The 15789-nt window shown below is 68.1% G+C and carries 15 protein-coding genes; 9 read left to right on the plus strand and 6 right to left on the minus strand.

What is annotated here, in order from left to right:
- Together VFK57_09015 and VFK57_09020 are read right to left on the minus strand one after the other, a co-directional pair.
- A partial coding sequence (locus tag VFK57_09015; protein HET7695833.1) for a hypothetical protein occupies window positions 1-346 on the minus strand: 346 nt, incomplete at its 3' end.
- Between the two features lie 196 nt (window positions 347-542).
- Entirely contained in the window at window positions 543-683 is a 141-nt protein-coding gene (locus VFK57_09020; protein ID HET7695834.1) for a hypothetical protein, read from the minus strand.
- A gap of 170 nt (window positions 684-853) precedes the next feature.
- Here VFK57_09020 and VFK57_09025 point away from each other — a divergent pair, with 170 nt between their 5' ends.
- Both VFK57_09025 and VFK57_09030 read left to right on the plus strand, forming a co-directional pair.
- Window positions 854-1672 (plus strand): hypothetical protein, encoded by an 819-nt coding sequence (locus VFK57_09025; GenBank protein ID HET7695835.1) that lies wholly within the window; start codon window positions 854-856, stop codon window positions 1670-1672.
- Window positions 1663-3420 carry a hypothetical protein gene (locus VFK57_09030; GenBank protein ID HET7695836.1) on the plus strand — a complete coding sequence of 586 codons (1758 nt, stop codon included), beginning with the start codon at window positions 1663-1665 and terminating at the stop codon, window positions 3418-3420. The genes VFK57_09025 and VFK57_09030 overlap by 10 nt, the downstream gene beginning before the upstream one ends.
- A gap of 28 nt (window positions 3421-3448) precedes the next feature.
- On the opposite strand, the gene VFK57_09035 is transcribed toward VFK57_09030, so the two are convergent.
- Genes VFK57_09035 through VFK57_09045 form a run of 3 tightly spaced genes read right to left on the minus strand, consistent with a single transcriptional unit; the run spans window position 3449 to window position 6383 of the window.
- Window positions 3449-4432, minus strand: coding sequence for an NAD-dependent epimerase/dehydratase family protein (locus VFK57_09035; protein ID HET7695837.1), 984 nt, complete (start codon window positions 4430-4432; stop codon window positions 3449-3451).
- Window positions 4420-5187: a methyltransferase domain-containing protein gene (locus VFK57_09040; GenBank protein HET7695838.1), complete on the minus strand. Its 768-nt coding sequence runs from the start codon at window positions 5185-5187 to the stop codon at window positions 4420-4422. Before VFK57_09040 ends, VFK57_09035 begins: the two co-directional genes overlap by 13 nt.
- A complete protein-coding gene (locus tag VFK57_09045) occupies window positions 5184-6383 on the minus strand; it encodes a glycosyltransferase family 4 protein (protein HET7695839.1) in 1200 nt (399 codons plus the stop codon). Before VFK57_09045 ends, VFK57_09040 begins: the two co-directional genes overlap by 4 nt.
- 60 nt (window positions 6384-6443) lie before the next feature.
- Here VFK57_09045 and VFK57_09050 point away from each other — a divergent pair, with 60 nt between their 5' ends.
- The 3 genes from VFK57_09050 (at window position 6444) to VFK57_09060 (ending at window position 10469) form a co-directional block, all read left to right on the plus strand.
- Window positions 6444-7424 carry a lysylphosphatidylglycerol synthase transmembrane domain-containing protein gene (locus VFK57_09050; protein ID HET7695840.1) on the plus strand — a complete coding sequence of 327 codons (981 nt, stop codon included), beginning with the start codon at window positions 6444-6446 and terminating at the stop codon, window positions 7422-7424.
- Between the two features lie 139 nt (window positions 7425-7563).
- Window positions 7564-8718, plus strand: coding sequence for a hypothetical protein (locus VFK57_09055; GenBank protein HET7695841.1), 1155 nt, complete (start codon window positions 7564-7566; stop codon window positions 8716-8718).
- Between the two features lie 107 nt (window positions 8719-8825).
- Complete coding sequence (locus VFK57_09060; GenBank protein ID HET7695842.1) at window positions 8826-10469, plus strand: glycosyltransferase family 39 protein; 1644 nt, start codon at window positions 8826-8828, stop codon at window positions 10467-10469.
- Window positions 10470-10711: 242 nt separating this feature from the next.
- Here the strand turns inward: VFK57_09060 and VFK57_09065 are convergent, their stop codons facing one another.
- Window positions 10712-11452: an outer membrane beta-barrel protein gene (locus VFK57_09065; protein ID HET7695843.1), complete on the minus strand. Its 741-nt coding sequence runs from the start codon at window positions 11450-11452 to the stop codon at window positions 10712-10714.
- A 134-nt stretch (window positions 11453-11586) separates the two neighbouring features.
- Here VFK57_09065 and VFK57_09070 point away from each other — a divergent pair, with 134 nt between their 5' ends.
- The 4 genes from VFK57_09070 to VFK57_09085 form a co-directional block, all read left to right on the plus strand.
- Entirely contained in the window at window positions 11587-12678 is a 1092-nt protein-coding gene (locus tag VFK57_09070; GenBank protein HET7695844.1) for a hypothetical protein, read from the plus strand.
- A 123-nt stretch (window positions 12679-12801) separates the two neighbouring features.
- Window positions 12802-13908: a hypothetical protein gene (locus VFK57_09075; protein HET7695845.1), complete on the plus strand. Its 1107-nt coding sequence runs from the start codon at window positions 12802-12804 to the stop codon at window positions 13906-13908.
- Window positions 13909-13994: 86 nt separating this feature from the next.
- On the plus strand, window positions 13995-15164 hold the full coding sequence (locus VFK57_09080) for a radical SAM protein (protein HET7695846.1): 1170 nt from the start codon (window positions 13995-13997) through the stop codon (window positions 15162-15164).
- Between the two features lie 11 nt (window positions 15165-15175).
- Window positions 15176-15789, plus strand: a 614-nt coding sequence (locus VFK57_09085; GenBank protein ID HET7695847.1) for a lysylphosphatidylglycerol synthase transmembrane domain-containing protein, incomplete at its 3' end; no start/stop codon positions are given.

A 15789-nucleotide genomic window follows, 5' to 3' on the forward strand; every position in this document is an offset into this window, starting at 1 on the left:
CGCCGCTGCCGATGGTGATGCCGCCGTTGGCCTCCCCCTTCGCGTCAACCAGGCAGTTGTCGTCGATCACCACGTTGTCGCCGATGCGGACCTTGTGTGGATGGCGGATGGTCACATTCTGCCCGAAGATGACGTTGCGCCCGCAGGCGCCGAGCAGCGTCGGGTACAGCCGCTGGCGCAGCGCGAGTCCGAGCGCGCCGGGCACGTGCTGCGACCACAACTGCACCAGCTCGTAGTGCAGCAGCGCGCTCCATCCTGGACGGCCGACGACGAGCGCGGAATACTTCTCGCGCGCCGATCGGCCGCCGCCGAACAGCTCGTCCTGCGCGCGCGGAATCTCCGGCATGTGGAGCTATATGATAAGGCACCCGGATGCGCCGCTGGATCCTCCCTGCGATCGCCGTCGCGCTCGTCGCGCTGCGATCCGCGGTTTTCCTGCTCGAGCCTGAGGTCTACTTCGACTCGGATCAGGCGATCGTCGGCCTGATGGCGAAGCATCTCGCCGAAGGGCGCGCGCTGCCCGCGTTCCTCCACGGACAGATCTACATGCTCGGCGTGGAGGCCTGGCTGGCGGCGCCGCTGTTCGCGCTGTTCGGCGTCTCGGCCGCAGTGCTGACGCTGCCGCTGCTCGCGATGAATGCGGCGATCGCGCTGCCGTTCCTCATCCCCTCGCCGGGAATCACCGCGGTTCTGCTCGATTCGAGCGGCGGCAGCCTCGAGCCGCTCCTCTACGTCGTCCTGCTCTGGGTGGCGCGGCGCCGCCCGTTGTGGTGCGGGCTCGTGTTCGGCATCGGCTTCCTCAACCGCGAGTGCCATGGTGGCGGCCGCGGCCGGGGTGTGGCTGGCAGTACAGATGTTGCGGCCGTTGTCGAGCGGCACGGGGCCGGGCACGTCCGTCGAACTGCTCAAGTCGAACAACGTCCTCGAGCTCGCCGCGCGGACGTGCCTCTCGCCATCGACCGCGGCGTCCGGCGTCGCGCAGCTGTTCGCCGTTCATTGGCCCGCGCTCCTCGGCACCGCCCGTTACCCGCTGGCAGACTTCGGCATCGAGAGCCGAGTCTGGCAGGGAGCGGCGGGGACGTCGTGGATCCCGGCAATCGTGGTGGTGCTCGCCGCCGGCGGCATCGCTCTCGGCTTCGCTCGCGGACGGCTCGCGCCGCCCTTCGCCGTCTTCCTGATTCTGGTCGGAATCCTCTCTGCCGGCGGCTACGTGCCCGGACGCTGCGGCGCGGTGGGATTTCACGGCATGCGGTACGTACTGCTGTCGCCGCTCGGGCTCGCGGGGCTGTTCGCGTGGTTCCTGGCGTCCCGTCCACCTGCTCTCGTCCGCGCCGCCTGGCATGTCGCGCTCGCCGCGTGGCTGCTCGTCGTCGCCGCTCCGCACGCGCGGCTCGCCGCGGAGTACGTTCGCGGCGCGCCAACGCCGGCGAAGCAGCCGTTGATCGCCGTCCTCGAATCGCGCGGCATACGGTATGGAATGGCTGATTACTGGCTCGCGTACTACGTGACGTTCGCGACCGGGGAGCGGATCGTGCTCGCGTCGAGCGACGTGATGCGGATCAGCACGTACGAGCAGATTGTGAACGAGCATCGCGGCGACGCGGTGCGCCTCTCGCGCATCCCCTGCGACGGCGGGACGATCCTCATCCCGGGTGTGTACGCGTGCCGCTGAGACGGGCGACGCCGTGGTTCCTGCTGCTGGCGGCGATCGTCGTCTGCCGTTCCGCGGTGTTCGTGGCGTGGCCGGCGGCACACTTCGATTCCGACCAGGCGATCACCGGGCTGATGGCGAAGCATCTCGCCGAAGCGCGGGCGTTTCCCGTTTTCTGGTACGGGCAAACCTACATGCTCGCGGTGGAGGCCTGGCTGGCCGCGCCGCTGATGGCGATCGCCGGCGCGAGTGTCGCCGCGCTGAAGCTGCCGCTGCTCGCGATCAACGTGGCCATCGTCTGGCTGCTGCTGCGCGGCCTGACGCGTGACGCCGGGCTTGCGGCTCACCAGGCCGCGTTCGCGGCGCTGTTCTTCGTGCTCGCGCCGCCGATCACGGCCGCGCACTTCCTGACGGCGAACGGCGGCAACGTCGAGCCGGCGCTGTGCGTGCTGCTGCTGTGGACGCTGCGTCGCCGTCCGCTGTGGATGGGTCTGGTGCTCGGCGTCGGCTTCCTGAACCGCGAGTTCACGATCTATGGCGCGGTCGCCCTGCTGATCCTGGATGCCGCGGAGCGGCGGCTGTTCACGCCGTCCGCGCTGACGCGATATGCGGTCGCGTTCGCCACGGCGACGGCCGTGTGGCTGGCGTTCCTCGGTCTGCGGCAGTTCTCGTCCGCCGCCGGCCCCGGCACGTCCGTCGCGGATCTCCACTCGCGCCTCGCCGGCAACAACCTGCTGCAGGTGGCCGAGCGCCTCTGCTCGGACGTGCCCGCGATGGTCGTCGGCGCCGGACGCATCCTCACGGTCCACTGGCCGGAGCTGTTCGGCCTCGAGCCGCAGCCGTTGACCGACTTCGGCATCGAAAGCGGCGTCCGCCAGGGCCTGCCCGGCAGCGCCTGGCTGCTCCTCCCCATGCTCGCCCTGCCGCTGCTCGACCTGGGGGTCAGGTCTGTAAAGCGGCACCTACCGGGTGCCAGGTCTGTAAAGCGCCCACTGCCGGGTGCCAGGTCTGCAGACCGGCCGTTCCGGGGTCAGGCCCCCGGCGCGCCGTTTTCCAGACCTGGCCTCGACGACGGGACAGCTCAGAGACCTGGCCCCCAGGGGGCGGTTCAGAGACCTGGCCCCGAACATGAGGCGGTTCAGAGACCTGACCCCCGAGCGGCGACGGTTCAGAGACCTGGCACCGGGGACACGCCTGTTCACAGACCTGGCACCGGGGACGCGCCCGATTCCAGACCTGACCCCCGGTTCCCGCGGTACCTCATCATCGTCTCCGCGCTGTCCCTGACTGGATACGTCGTCGGACGCTGCGGCGCCGTGGACTTCTACACGATGCGCTACGAGCTGCTCTCGGTGCTCGGCGCCGCCGGGCTCGCGGCGAGATACCTGCAGGTCGAGCGCGCGCGGGCGCTCACCGCCATCTGGGCGGCGGGCTGTATCGCAGTATTTGCCCTCGCCGCGGTTGCGCACGTGCGCCTGCTGAACGAGTACCTCACGCAGCCGCCCGTGGCGCTGAAACGGGAACTCGTCCGCGCCCTCGAGGCGCGCGGCATCCGCTATGGCGCTGCGGACTACTGGACCGCGTACTACGTCACCTTCATGACCCGCGAGCGGATCATCGTCACCGCCACCGAGATCCCGCGCATCAAGGCCTACGCGCGGCTGGTGGACGAACACCGGAGCGAAGCGATTCTCATCTCCCGCCGGCCGTGCCCGGGAGGAGACCGCCTCTCCCCGGGATTCTGGCAATGCACAGACACGAATCGCTAGCGAACGACCCGGGGGATCAGCGATGCGATTACAGCCAGCCCTGCTGTTTGTACCAGACGAGCGTTCGCCGGATGCCTTGCCGGAGGTCCACCCGCGGCTCGAATCCGAGTTCGGTGCGCGCGCGCGTGATGTCGAACGCGCGGCTCTTGGTGAAGAAATCGACCCGGCGGCGGTAAATGGGCGGCTCGATCCCGAACGGCGCGCAGATCAGCTCGCAGAACGCGCCGGCCAGGTAGAACGGCTTCACCGGCAGGTGCCGCGTCGGCGGCGGCACGTGCGCTTCTTCGGCGATCATCGCGGTGAGATCCGTGAGCAGCGGGATCTCGCCGCCGGCCAGGATGTAGGTGCGCCCGGCCGCCGCCGGGACCTCGGCGCACAGCCGGAAGCCCTCGACGAGATCGCTGATGTAGGTGAGGTGATAGAAGATCCTGGCGTCCCCGAGAAAGAAGAACTTCTGGCGCGCCACCCCGCGGAACAGCTTCAGCAAACGGCGATCCCCCGGGCCGTAGATTCCGCTGGGACGGGCGATCACCACTTCCACGCCGGTGCGCGCGCCGGCCTCGCGCGCGATCCGCTCCCCTTCCACTTTCGAAGCCTGATAGACGTCCCCGGGCCGCAGCGGCGCGTCTTCGTTCGCCGGCGGATGCTCGACGTCGCCGTGCACGCCGACCGTACTGCAATGGACGACGCGGCGAACGCCCGCGGCCGCGGCCGCTTCGATCAACTGGCCCACGCCGACCGCATTGACCTGATGGTAGACGCTGTCGCGCAAGCCCGCCTCGCGGTAGAGGGCCGCGATGTTGTAAATGACGTCGAAGCCGCTGCGGACCGCGTCCGGCAGCGTCTCGGGACGTCCCAGATCGCCGGCGACCGTGCGGATGCCATCCTCGCGCAGGAGCGCGGCGCCATGCGCCGATCGCACCATGGCGGACACGTCGTGACCGCGCGCGCGCAGCGCCCGGACGAGGTGGCCGCCCGTGAAACCGGTCGCGCCGGTGACTAGGACGCGCACCGCTCGGCCACGATGGTGACGGGCGACCCGAACCGGCGCATCAGGCCGGCATGCGCCAGCGCCGCTTCGACGCGCCGCGTCCACGCCTCGGAGTTGATCCGCTTGTGCAGCGCGATCGGCAGCACGAACTGCCGGTGCTCGCCGCGCACCGCGAACCCTTCGCCGGCAAGCGCGCGGACGATCGCGCGCGGCGCGAACACGCGATACGCCTCGACGGACGGATTGACGGCATGCGCCAGCCGCCGGGTCAGCGCCTGCAGCGCCGCGGCGCTCCACAGCGACGGATAGTCGAACACCACCCGTCCGGCGGACACGCGGCACAGTTCGCGCAGCGAGGCGCGCCAGTCCGGCGTGTGCATCAGCACGCGCAGGCAGACCACCGCGTCGAAGCTGCGGTCAGGAAAGGCGAGTCCATGGGCATCGCCGCGGAGGAACGTCACCCCGGCGCGGCCGCCGGACCGCAGCGGCACGCCGGCCTCCGCCGCGCGGCGCTCCGCCACCTGCAGCATCTCGGCGGACGCGTCCACGCCGGTGACGATGGCGCCGCGCCTGGCGAGCGCGATGGCCGCGCGCCCCGTGCCGGTGCCCACGTCCAGGATCCGCCGTCCCGCGACCGGCGCGAGGAAGGCGGCGATCTGCTCTTCTTGCGTCGCCGCGATCAGCCGCCCGATCGGACCGCTGAAACGCAGCGCGTCGAAGCGCTCCGCCATCGCGGAGTCGGCGTAGACGGCGTAGCTGTAGTGGTCGTCGTTCATGCGACCCGGCCGGCCATCTGCGGAGCGCGCTCGCCGAACAGATGCGCACAGGCCTGGCGCGTCCGCGCGAGGTAGGCTTCGTAGCTGTATTTGGTTTCGGCGAGATGCCGGGCGCGCGCGCCGACGGCTCGGGCGCGCTCGGGATCCGCCAGGACCGCCACGATGCCGGCGCCGAACGCCGCCGGCGTCGCCTCGGTAAGGTACGACACGTCGTCGTTCAGCACCTGCGTGTGGGTCAGGAGCCGCGTCGCCACGATCGCCCGGCCCGAGCGCAGGTACTGATAGATCTTCAGCGGCGTATTGGTGCCGAGACTCCGGGGAGAGACGAGGACGTCGGCCGCATCGAGATAGGCGGGGATGTCCTCCGCCGGCCGCTGTCCCGCAAAAATCGTGGCGGCGCCGATGCCGGCGGCCGCGGCCTGCCGGCGCGCCGCGTCGACCTGTTCGGGCCGGCCGCCGGCGAGCACGAGGCGCGCGTCGGGGCGCTGCTTCAGCACGTGCGCCATCGAGGCGAACAGCAGGTCGAGTCCCTGGTAGGCCTCGAACGTTCCCGTATACAGGATCACCGGCACGGTGTCGGTGAGGCCGAGCGATCGCCGCACGTCCACGCCGGAGCCCTGCGTCGGCGCGTCACCCGAACCGGGGGCGTTCTCGATCAGCACCGAGGGGACGGCGGCGTCGATGCCGCGCACCACGTCCTCGAGCTGCGGGCAGATGACGATGACCACCCGGGAGCGGCGGATGACGAACCGCTCGAGGCGGCCGAAGATCCCCTTCACCAGCGCGGACCGGCTGTAGGCGAAATTGGTGAGCTGCTGCGGCAGGCTCGAGTGCATGTCGTAGAGGTGCGGCAGGCCGAGCATCGACGCGACGAGCACCCCCCACCAGGCTCCCTCCTCGTGCGAGTGGATCGCGTCGTACTTCTCGCGGCGGGCGAGGCGGATGGTCGCCAGCAGCAGGAAGAGGTCGAGCGGCAGCTTGCGCCACGACGGACCAATGCCGATGCCCGTCATGAGCGGCGGCCTGGCGCAGCGGAAGACGCGCAGTCCGGGCAGCGACACATCGCGGCCGAACGGGTACGTGACGAGATCCACCGTGTGCCCGAGGTCGAGCAGCGCGCGAATGCGGTGATACTCGCTGAAGGGAGTGCCCCGGGGCTCGAAGAACGGCTCCGGCGCGATCATCAGGATGCGCATCGATACGAACGGGCAATTGTAGCATTCGTGCTACAGTGAAGGGTCCCGCCACCGGCATTGATGACCTTGCACGACGAACAGACGCGGCCGAACCGCGCCCGATCCCTCGCTCTCAGCGCGCTCAAGGCGATCGTCAGCATCGGACTCCTCGCGGTCCTCTTCTCGCGCGTCGACGTGTCGCGCCTGTGGGAGGTCGCCCGCCAGGCGTCGCCGGCCTGGCTGACGATGGCGCTGGGGTTGTATCTCGGGATGGTGCTGGCGAGCGCGGTGCGCTGGGGCGTGCTGCTGCGCGCGCAGCACGTGCGGCTGCCATTCAGCTTTCTCACCCAATCGTTTCTCGTCGCCACCTTCTTCAACAATTTCCTGCCCAGCAACATCGGCGGCGACGTCATCCGCATTGCCGACACCGCCCCTGCGGCCGGATCCAAGACGCTGGCGACCACGGTGGTGCTGATCGATCGCGGACTCGGGCTGCTCGGTCTCGCGCTGATGGCCGCGACCGGCGCCTCGCTGATGACGCGCGTGGCGCTCGATCCGGTCGGACCGGGCGTCCTCTGGGCCGGGTTCGGAATCGGCACCATCGTCGCCGCCCCGGCGCTGCTGATGCCGGAAAGCGCCACGAAGCTCCTGCAGCCGCTGCGGGTGTTTCACCAGGAATGGGTCGACGCGCGGATCGAGAAACTGACCTACGCGCTGACGCGCTTCAAGGAAACGCCCACGGCGCTGGCGGTGTGTTTCTTCGGCGCCGTTGCCGTCCAGGGGATCCTGGTGCTGTTCTACCTGGCGATCGCGCGCAGCATGAACATCCCGATCGGTTTTGCCGAGCTCGCCGTCATCGTGCCGATTTCGTTCATCGTCCAGATGGTGCCGGTGTCGCTGAACGGGTTCGGCGTCCGGGAGGCCACCTTCGGTTTCTATTTCACGCGTCTCGGGCTGCCGCTGGAATCCGCGCTGCTGGTCTCGTTCGTCGGCGCGGCCCTGATCATGGTGTTTTCACTCTCGGGCGGGGTCGCCTACCTGCGGCGATCCGTGGTATCCTGAGCCCGAAATCCGGGGCTCCCAGCAACCCAATTTCACCACTCCCTAAAGACACGAACTGTCGCGGCCGATAGGCCGGATGGACGGCGCGTTCCATCGCCGCTTTCCGCCTGCCGAGACCTGGATTGTTCGAGGGTTTGCCATGAAGTCACGTATCTTCACCGTTGCCTGCGGCCTGTCTCTGATTGCGCTCGGCGGTTGTCAGACATCGAAAAGCTCCACGCCGACCGCGCCGACCGTCGCCGGCCCGATCCCCGGTGTCACCATCTCCGCCCCGGCGCTGCTCGAACCGGCGCAGGGCTTCAAGTTCAAGGAGAGCGAGCAGCCGATCCGGCTGGTCGTGCAGAACGCGACGACCAACGGCGTGCGTCCGCTGACCTACACCTTCGAAGTCGCGAGTGACGCGAATTTCACCACCAAGGTCTTCAGCCGCTCGAACGTCGAGCCGGGCGATGGCCGCACCAGCGTGCAAGTCGATCGGCTCGAGATCGGCCGCGCCTATTACTGGCGTGCGTGGGCGCAGGACGGCGCCAACACCGGCGCGATGGCGACCGCCGGATTCGAGATCTATCCGAAGCCGGCGGTGTCGGCGCCGGCGCCGGTGGCCCCGATCAACAACGAGCTGCTGACCACGACCACGCCGTCGATCCGGGTGAACAACTCCACCTACGTGGGGCCGGTCGGCCATCTCGGCTACGAGTTCCAGGTGGCGAGCGACCAGGCGTTCACGAGACTGGTCGCGGCCGGGATCGTGGCGAGCGGCGCGACACAGACGACGTTCAACAGCTCTCCCCTGCCGAACGGCGCCACGATGTACTGGCGCTCGCGGGCGAGCGACGGCGAGACGACCAGCCCGTGGAGCCCGACGCAGACGTTCCGCACGCCGGCGCCGCCCGCGCCCGCGCCGACGCCGCCGCCGACGCCGCCGCCGGGGGGCGGCGCGTCCTGCGCGCTCGGCAACGGGCCCGCGATCGTCAACTGCATCGCCGCCAAGTACGCCGACAAGCGGCGGCCCGTCGGCTCGCTCGGCGAACGTCAGAACAACATGATGTTCCTGCGCGATCGGATCATCGAAGCGGGCATCTGCAGCGGGCTGGTCTACGGCCACAATCTGAAGCGCGGCGGCCCCGAGCTGAGCATCGACGTGATCGCCTGGCAGCGCCCGGACGGCAACATGGGCGTCGACATCGCGTTCGACTACGACAACATCGGCACCACGCTGCAGCTCACGTGGGGCGAGATCGATCTGTTCGCGAAGATCCAGAAGTACCCGTCGTTCTCCTGCAGCGGAGTGTAGAGGGATCGGGTGATCGGGTGATCGGGTGATCGGGCGATCGGGCGATCGGGCGATCGGGCGATCGGGTGATCGGGCGATTCGCCCGGCGCCCGATATACTCCCGGTAGATGGCAGCCGCCAGTTCTTCGATCGCCGGATCCCCCGATCCCCCGATCCCCCGATCAACCGATTCCCCGATCACCCGATCACCCGATCACCCGATCACCCGATGGATCGATCCGGCGCTGCTTCTGATCCTGCTCTTCGGGATCGTCCTGCGCAGCCAGTACCTCGGCCTGCCGATGGCGGAGGCGCATCGCTGGCGCGAGATCACCAACGCCGACATCGCGCGCAACTTCTACGAGCGCTCGATGAACATCTTCTACCCGCAGGTGAACTGGGGCGGCGCCGTCGATCCGTACGTGGGAATGGAATTTCCGCTGATGCACTGGATCGCGGCGCTCCTCTACTGGGTGGTCGGCGAGCACGCCGTGATCGGGCGCCTCGTCAGCATGGCGTTCTCGATCGGCACCGTGTGGGCCACCTACGCGCTCGGTGCGCGGCTGTTCGGGCGTCCGGCGGGACGCGCCGCGGCCTTTCTGATCGCCGTCTCGCCGAGCGCGGTGTTCTTCGGCCGCTTCTTCATCTCCGACACGCCGATGGTCTTCTATTCGGTGGCGGCGGTGCTGGCGTGGGTCATCTACTTCGACACCGGATCCCGGCGCGCGTGCATCGCCGGCGCGGTCTGTTCGGCGCTGGCGTTTCTGGTCAAGATTCCCGCGGTGCTGATCCTCGTCCCGATCGCGTGGGCGGCGTGGGAGGCACGGCGCTGGGCGGTACTGAAGGATCGAGGGTTCCTCGCCGGCATCACGTCAGCCGTCGCGGCGACGGGGCTGTGGTACTGGCACGCCGACGCGATCTTCCACCGGACCGGCCTGAGCCAGGCCATCTGGCACCCGTCGGGTAACTACGGTCCACCCATCTCGCTCGCCGCGGGTCCCTTCATCGGGATCTATCACTGGGCGACGCCGGCACGGCTGCAGGATCCGGCGTTCTACAGCGACATGACGACGAGGATCTGGGCGCTGCACCTGACGCCGGCGGGGTTCGTGCTGGCGCTGTTCGCCCTGCTGGCGATGTGGCGCGTGCCGCGCCGGCGTCTGGTCGACGTCTGGATCGCGATCGTGATCGTGTTCATCCTGGCGACGACCGAAGGACACATCCACCACGAGTTCCACCAGCTGCCGATGCTGCCGCCGGCCGCGCTCCTGTTCGGGCTTGCCGCGGCGCCGGCCTTCGACGGCGGCTGGCTGCGGACGCGAGGCGGGCGGATCACCGGCCCGCTCGGCAGCGCGGTCGTCCTCGGCGCGGTGGCGCTGCTCTCGTTCAAGTTCAGCGGCGTGGTGCCGAACTTCTTCCGTCCGGACCGCCTCGACATGGTTCCGATCGACGCGGGACGCGCGATCCAGGCGGCGACGGATCCGTCGGCCTTGATCGTCACCGTGGAGTACGAGGAGTACAGCAACAACTCGCCGATCCAGCTGTACTGGGCGCACCGGCGCGGCTGGAGCTTCGACCCGAAGTCGATCACGCCGCAGGTGCTGGAACTGTTGAGGAAGGATTTCGGCGCGCGCTACTTCGTGACGACGATCTGGCGCCACCTCTCGGCGAACCGCCCCGACGTGGCCCACTACTTACAGAATTGGCGGCAGGTTCCGCTGCCCGGCGGACCGCGCGACACGGTGATGTTCGACCTCTCCCAGCCGCGATGAATACGTCCGCCTCCGATTCTTCAGTCGGCGTCACCACCGAGGCGATGACCGGCGAACTGCTGATCAGCGGTGGCCCTTCGCAGCGGGATTCCGGGCCTTCACCGGCACAGGGGAGTTGAACGTGCGATCGGGTGATCGGGTGATCGGGTGATCGGGTGATCGGGTGATCGCCCGATGGCCTATCGCCCGATCAAACCCAATCGTGCCGATCGCCCGATGACCCGATCACCCGATCGCCCGATCTACTTGAGTCTGTAGCGGACGCCGACGCCGATCTGGAAGCCGCCGACGCCGAGGCTGCCGGAGGCGCCGTCGATGTCGACCGATCCCCAGCTGTAGCGCGCGATGCCGCCGACGGCGATGTCTTTGCGCACCAGATACTGCACGTCGACGCCGAAGTTGATGCCGGCGGTGGTCTTCTTCACTTCGCTCAACGGCGCGTTGATGGCCGGTCCCGGCTCGGTCACGGAGCTGGAGGTCAGCGCCCCGATCGTGTCCTGCTTCACCATGAAGATCGTCGGGCCGCCGAAGATGCCGAGATCCAGTTTGTTGGCGACCGGCATCATCCAGATGGCGTTGAGGTGAATGGCGTTCTCGGCGTGCTGCGCGCCGCTCTGTGAGGCGGTCACCGATCGCGGCCGGTCGAAGAACACCGGATCGGGAATGCTGGCGGTGAGCGCGACGTTCGAGTCGGAGGACATGCGCGTGAAACTGACGCCGGCGAGCACATTCCTGCCCCACACGCGGTAGGCGCCGCCGAGCTCGAAGAAGGCGCCGCCCTTGACGCGCTGCGTCGAGCTCACCGTGCCGGTTTCGTCGTAGAGGCTGAAGGTCGAATTCGTATCGAGGTCGTCGGACCCGACCTGCGCGCCGACGTTGAAGGTGACGTAGCCCTTGTCGGTCCACTGCATGGTCTGGGCGGAAGCGATGTGCGGAACGGCGCACAGGCCGAGCGCGAGGATGATGGCGGGCGTGCTCTTCAAGCTCAAAATCAGGCTCTCCTCTTCTGAAAAAAGTCCGGCCATCGTAACACGGTATGTAGCTGTATTTAAGAGGTTTCGTGTTATTATCAGCGCCTCGCGTCCCATAAAACCTGTTTGTCCCGGAGTTCCACCTGATGACCCGAAAGGTTCTACTCAGTGCTGCGGCGTGCGTGCTGGCCGCGGCGGTCGCATGCAACAAGTCCACGCCCAACCCGACCTCGCCGACGTCAGCGACGCAGCCCGAAACCGGCGCCGCGCCCGACGGCTCGACGCTGAAGGTCAGCGCGCCGAGCGCCGTGTCCCCGGTCAACAACGCCAAACCGGACCAGATCGTGCTCGTGATCAATCCGGCGTCGGGGCGCAATCAGCAGCTCACGCTGTCGTATGAGTTCGAGATCCTCAGCGGCACGACGTCGATCCACCGCTCCGGCACGATTGCCGGCACGGGCGGCCAGATCTCTTACACTCCGGCCGGCGTCGACTTCAACGCCGACCAGCAGTACACCTGGCGGGCGCGCGCGGTCTTTCAGGGCGCCGTCGGGCCATGGTCCGCAAACGCGACATTCCTCGGACCCGATACGGGGTTCCTCCGCGGCAACGAGGTACGCGACCCGCTCACGAACGGGAAAACGGTCGGGCTCATCGTCGGCCCCACGCAGTTCATTCCTGGTGAAGGGTTGAAACTGCTGACCAACACCAGCTACCTGAAATACCCGCTCCAGGCGACACTGACCGCGGGCCAGTTCTCGATGATGATCAAGGGAGCTGACGAGGGGACGCCGGGCGACAAGTCGAAGGTCTTCGCCATGCAGCAGGGGGACGACGTCGACATCACGACGAACAATTACCGTTTCACGGCCGAGCTGCGCGGCGCCAACTACTCGGCTCCCGGCTCGATCTCGTGCCGGATGATCGCCGGCGACGGCGTCTCGCGCGACTGCGCGCGGGTCCAGAGAAACTTCGACAGCTCGCGCTGGTACTTCTGGAAGCTGACCTGGAACGTGGGCGGCAGCTTCACCATGGAAGTGCGCGAGGACAACGAGAACGGCCGTGTCATCTACTCGTACACGCACGGACTGAGCGGACGCACCTACCGGCCCACGCCGCACATGGCGTACCTGGGGTCGCCGGTCGGCCGCGCCGGCCCGATCGACGCGACACTGCCGAACGGCATCTACAAGAACGTCTATATCGGCCCGAACGCGCGGCCGACGTTCCCGCAGTAAAGATCGGGCGGTCCGGATCCGAAAAGGCGGCTGGAGGCCCAGCCGCCTTTTCTTTCGTAGTACCATTTCCCCACTGCGAAAGGCCTGCGGGCCATCCCAACACCAAACAAGCGAGGTTCCCTGATGCGGATGACTTTGCATCTGCCACATTTCCTGCTGCTCACGCGGGTGGCGATGTGCGCAATCGGCATGACCCTGTTCGTTGCCTGCGGGCAGCGTGCGCAATCTCCCGTCTCCCCAACCGCGAGCGGCGCCCCCGAGCCCGACGCGGCGGCCGACGGCTCGACCCTGAAGGTTCCGGCCCCGAGTACAAACTCCCCCGCCGGCGGCGGGCAGGTGCAGGCCCCCCTGGTCCTCGTCGCCTCCACCGTCACGCCGAAGTTTGGGGCCGCGGCATTGACGTACCGCTTCGAAGTCCGCAGCGGGAGCACCGTGGTCACCTCCGGCAACGCGACCAGCTCGGGCTCGAGCGTGAGCTTCACGCCCGCCGCCCTCGATCCTGACACCAACTTCACCTGGCGCGTCCGCGCGGAATCGGGCGGCGCGTTCGGGCCGTGGTCCGGGGATGCCGCCTTCCGCAGTCCGGTCGGCGCCTACATCCGCGGCAACGAGATCCGCGATCCGCTGACGATCGGCCGCACCGTGGGCACGCCCATCGGCGCCGTACAGTTCGTCAAAGACGGCGTCGAACTGCTCACGCAGGAGAGCCGCGTCACCTATCAGCTGCCGGTCACGCTCGAAGCCGGCGAATTCTCGGCCATGGTCACCGGCTTCGACGAAGGATCGCCGGGCGACAAGTCGAAGATCTTCTCGATGCAGGAAGGCGGCGGCGACATCACGACCAACGACTACCGCTTCACCGTCGAGAAGCGCGGCCGCTCCTATTCCATCCCCGGCGCGGTGACCTACCGCATCATCGTCGGCGGCGGCGAGCACGCGATCTTCGACGGCGCGCGTCTGGCCGTGAACTTCAGCGACGAACGCTGGTACTTCTGGAAGGCCACGTGGGGCGCGAACTTCGCCAACGTCGAGGTGCGTGAAGACAGCCCGACGGGTCGCGTCATCTACAACCAGCGCGTGAACACCAACCACTCGTACCGGCCGTCCCCGCACATGATCCATCTGGGAGCGCCGGTCGGGCGCGCCGGCCCGATCGACGCCAGCATTCCGGGCACGATCTACAAGAACGTGTACGTGGGGCCGGGCCCGCGCCCGAACTTCCCGAACTGAGACAGTCCGCCACCAGCCGATTCGCCACGCGGCCGGGTTCCTCGATGGAGCCCGGCCGTTCTTTTCGCTTATAATCAACTAACCTCGTGTCTACCAACACGTTCCGGCTGCGGTACATCGGCAAGGCGGCCGCAGGCGTCCCCCGCGACCTCGTCAATACCTTCATCAACGCGAAGGTGCACCCGATCCGGCCGACGGTCCTCATCTACAACTGCACCTGGGTGTGCGACGCCAAGTGCACCATGTGCAACAACTGGAAGTGGGGCGACCGCAAGTCGGACATGACGCTCGAGCAGCTCGAGCCGGTGATGGACAGCCCCTTCTGGGGGGCGGTGGAGAACCTCAACATCTCCGGCGGTGAGCCGACGACGAGGCTCGACCTGCCGCAGATGGTGGAGATGTTCCAGCGCCGTCTGCCGCGGCTGCGGAAGATCGGCATCAACACCACCGGCCTGACGCCTGCCCGCGCGATTCCAATGCTCACGCGCATCGTCGAGTTCTGCGCCGAGAAGGAGCTGCTGATCAGCATCCGCGTGTCGCTCGACGGCATCGGCGACGTGCACGATCAGGTGCGGGCGGTGAAGAACGGGTTCGACAAGGCGTCGAAGACGATCGACGCGATGCAGGCGCTGGCGAAGGCGCACCCCAACTTCTCGTTCGGGATCGCTTCGACGATCTTCGCGAAGAACCTGGAAGACGCCGAGAACATCCTGACGTGGGCGCGCACGAAGAACCTCGACGTCGTGTTCAACATGCTGCGCTTCACCGACGCGATGCTGCACAACGGCCACCTCAAGGAATCGATCGGCTTCCAGGACCGCGAAGAGACCTTCATGCGCAAGTTCTTCCTGGACCGCGTCAGGGAAGAATCGGTGCTGAGCGGCCAGTCGTTCATGTACCTGCACTACGCCGACATGATCGCCAACGGCTACCACCGGACGATGCCGTGCCCGTTCCAGAGCCAGGGGCTGCTGCTCAACCCCAACGGGGATCTGCACTACTGCGAGAACTCGCAGAAGATCGGCAACGTGCTCGAGCAACCGGCCGAAACGCTGTACTTCGCGAACGAGAACCTCGCGCACCGCGAGCACCTGAAAAACAAGGTGTGCCCGACCTGCCTGAGCCCGTGCCAGGTGAACGTCGGCGCCATGAAGCAGTTCGTCCCCTACGCCAGGTTCCTCAAGCGCGCGTACCAGGTCAAGCGCAACCCGTCCAGGCACCTCGACACGCTCCCCGTGGCCGAACAGGTGCGTTGATCGCCGGACGGGTGACCTTCTCCCGTTCGCTGCGCGTCGCCGTCGCCGTCGGGCTGACCGCCTTCGTCCTGTGGCAGGCGGATGCGGCGTCGGTGTGGCGCGCCGCCGCGCGCGCGAACTGGTCCTGGATCGGCGCAGCTGTCGCGCTGGTGCTCGTCGATCGCGCGCTCAACGCGTGGCGGTGGATCGATCTGCTGTGCGCGGTGACGCCCGGCTCGCGCCCGCCGTTCGCCGCCGTCCTGCGCATCTTCTTCGTCAGCACGTTCGTCGGCTCCTTCCTGCCGAGCGTCGGCGGCGACGCCTACCGCGCCTACACCCTGTCGCGCTACGACGTGCGCCTCTCGCAGTCGGCCGCGTCCGTCCTGATGGACCGCGTGCTCGGGGTGCTCGCCATCGCTCTCCTCGGCGCCGTGGCGCTGGCGGCCGGCCCCGACGCCGGCGCCAGCCGCGCCGCGGCCGCGTCGATTGGCGCGGCGGCGGCGGTCTGCGCGGCAGTGGCGGCTGTGATCTTCAGCGACGGTGCCGCGGCGCTCGCGCAGGCGGTCGCCGGCCGGATGCCGTGGAGCGGCGCGCAGCGCGCCAGCCAATCGCTCCTCGAAGCCGTCCAAAGGTATTCGAAACACCA

This window comes from Vicinamibacterales bacterium, from assembly GCA_035699745.1.
Lineage (GTDB): Bacteria > Acidobacteriota > Vicinamibacteria > Vicinamibacterales > 2-12-FULL-66-21 > JAICSD01.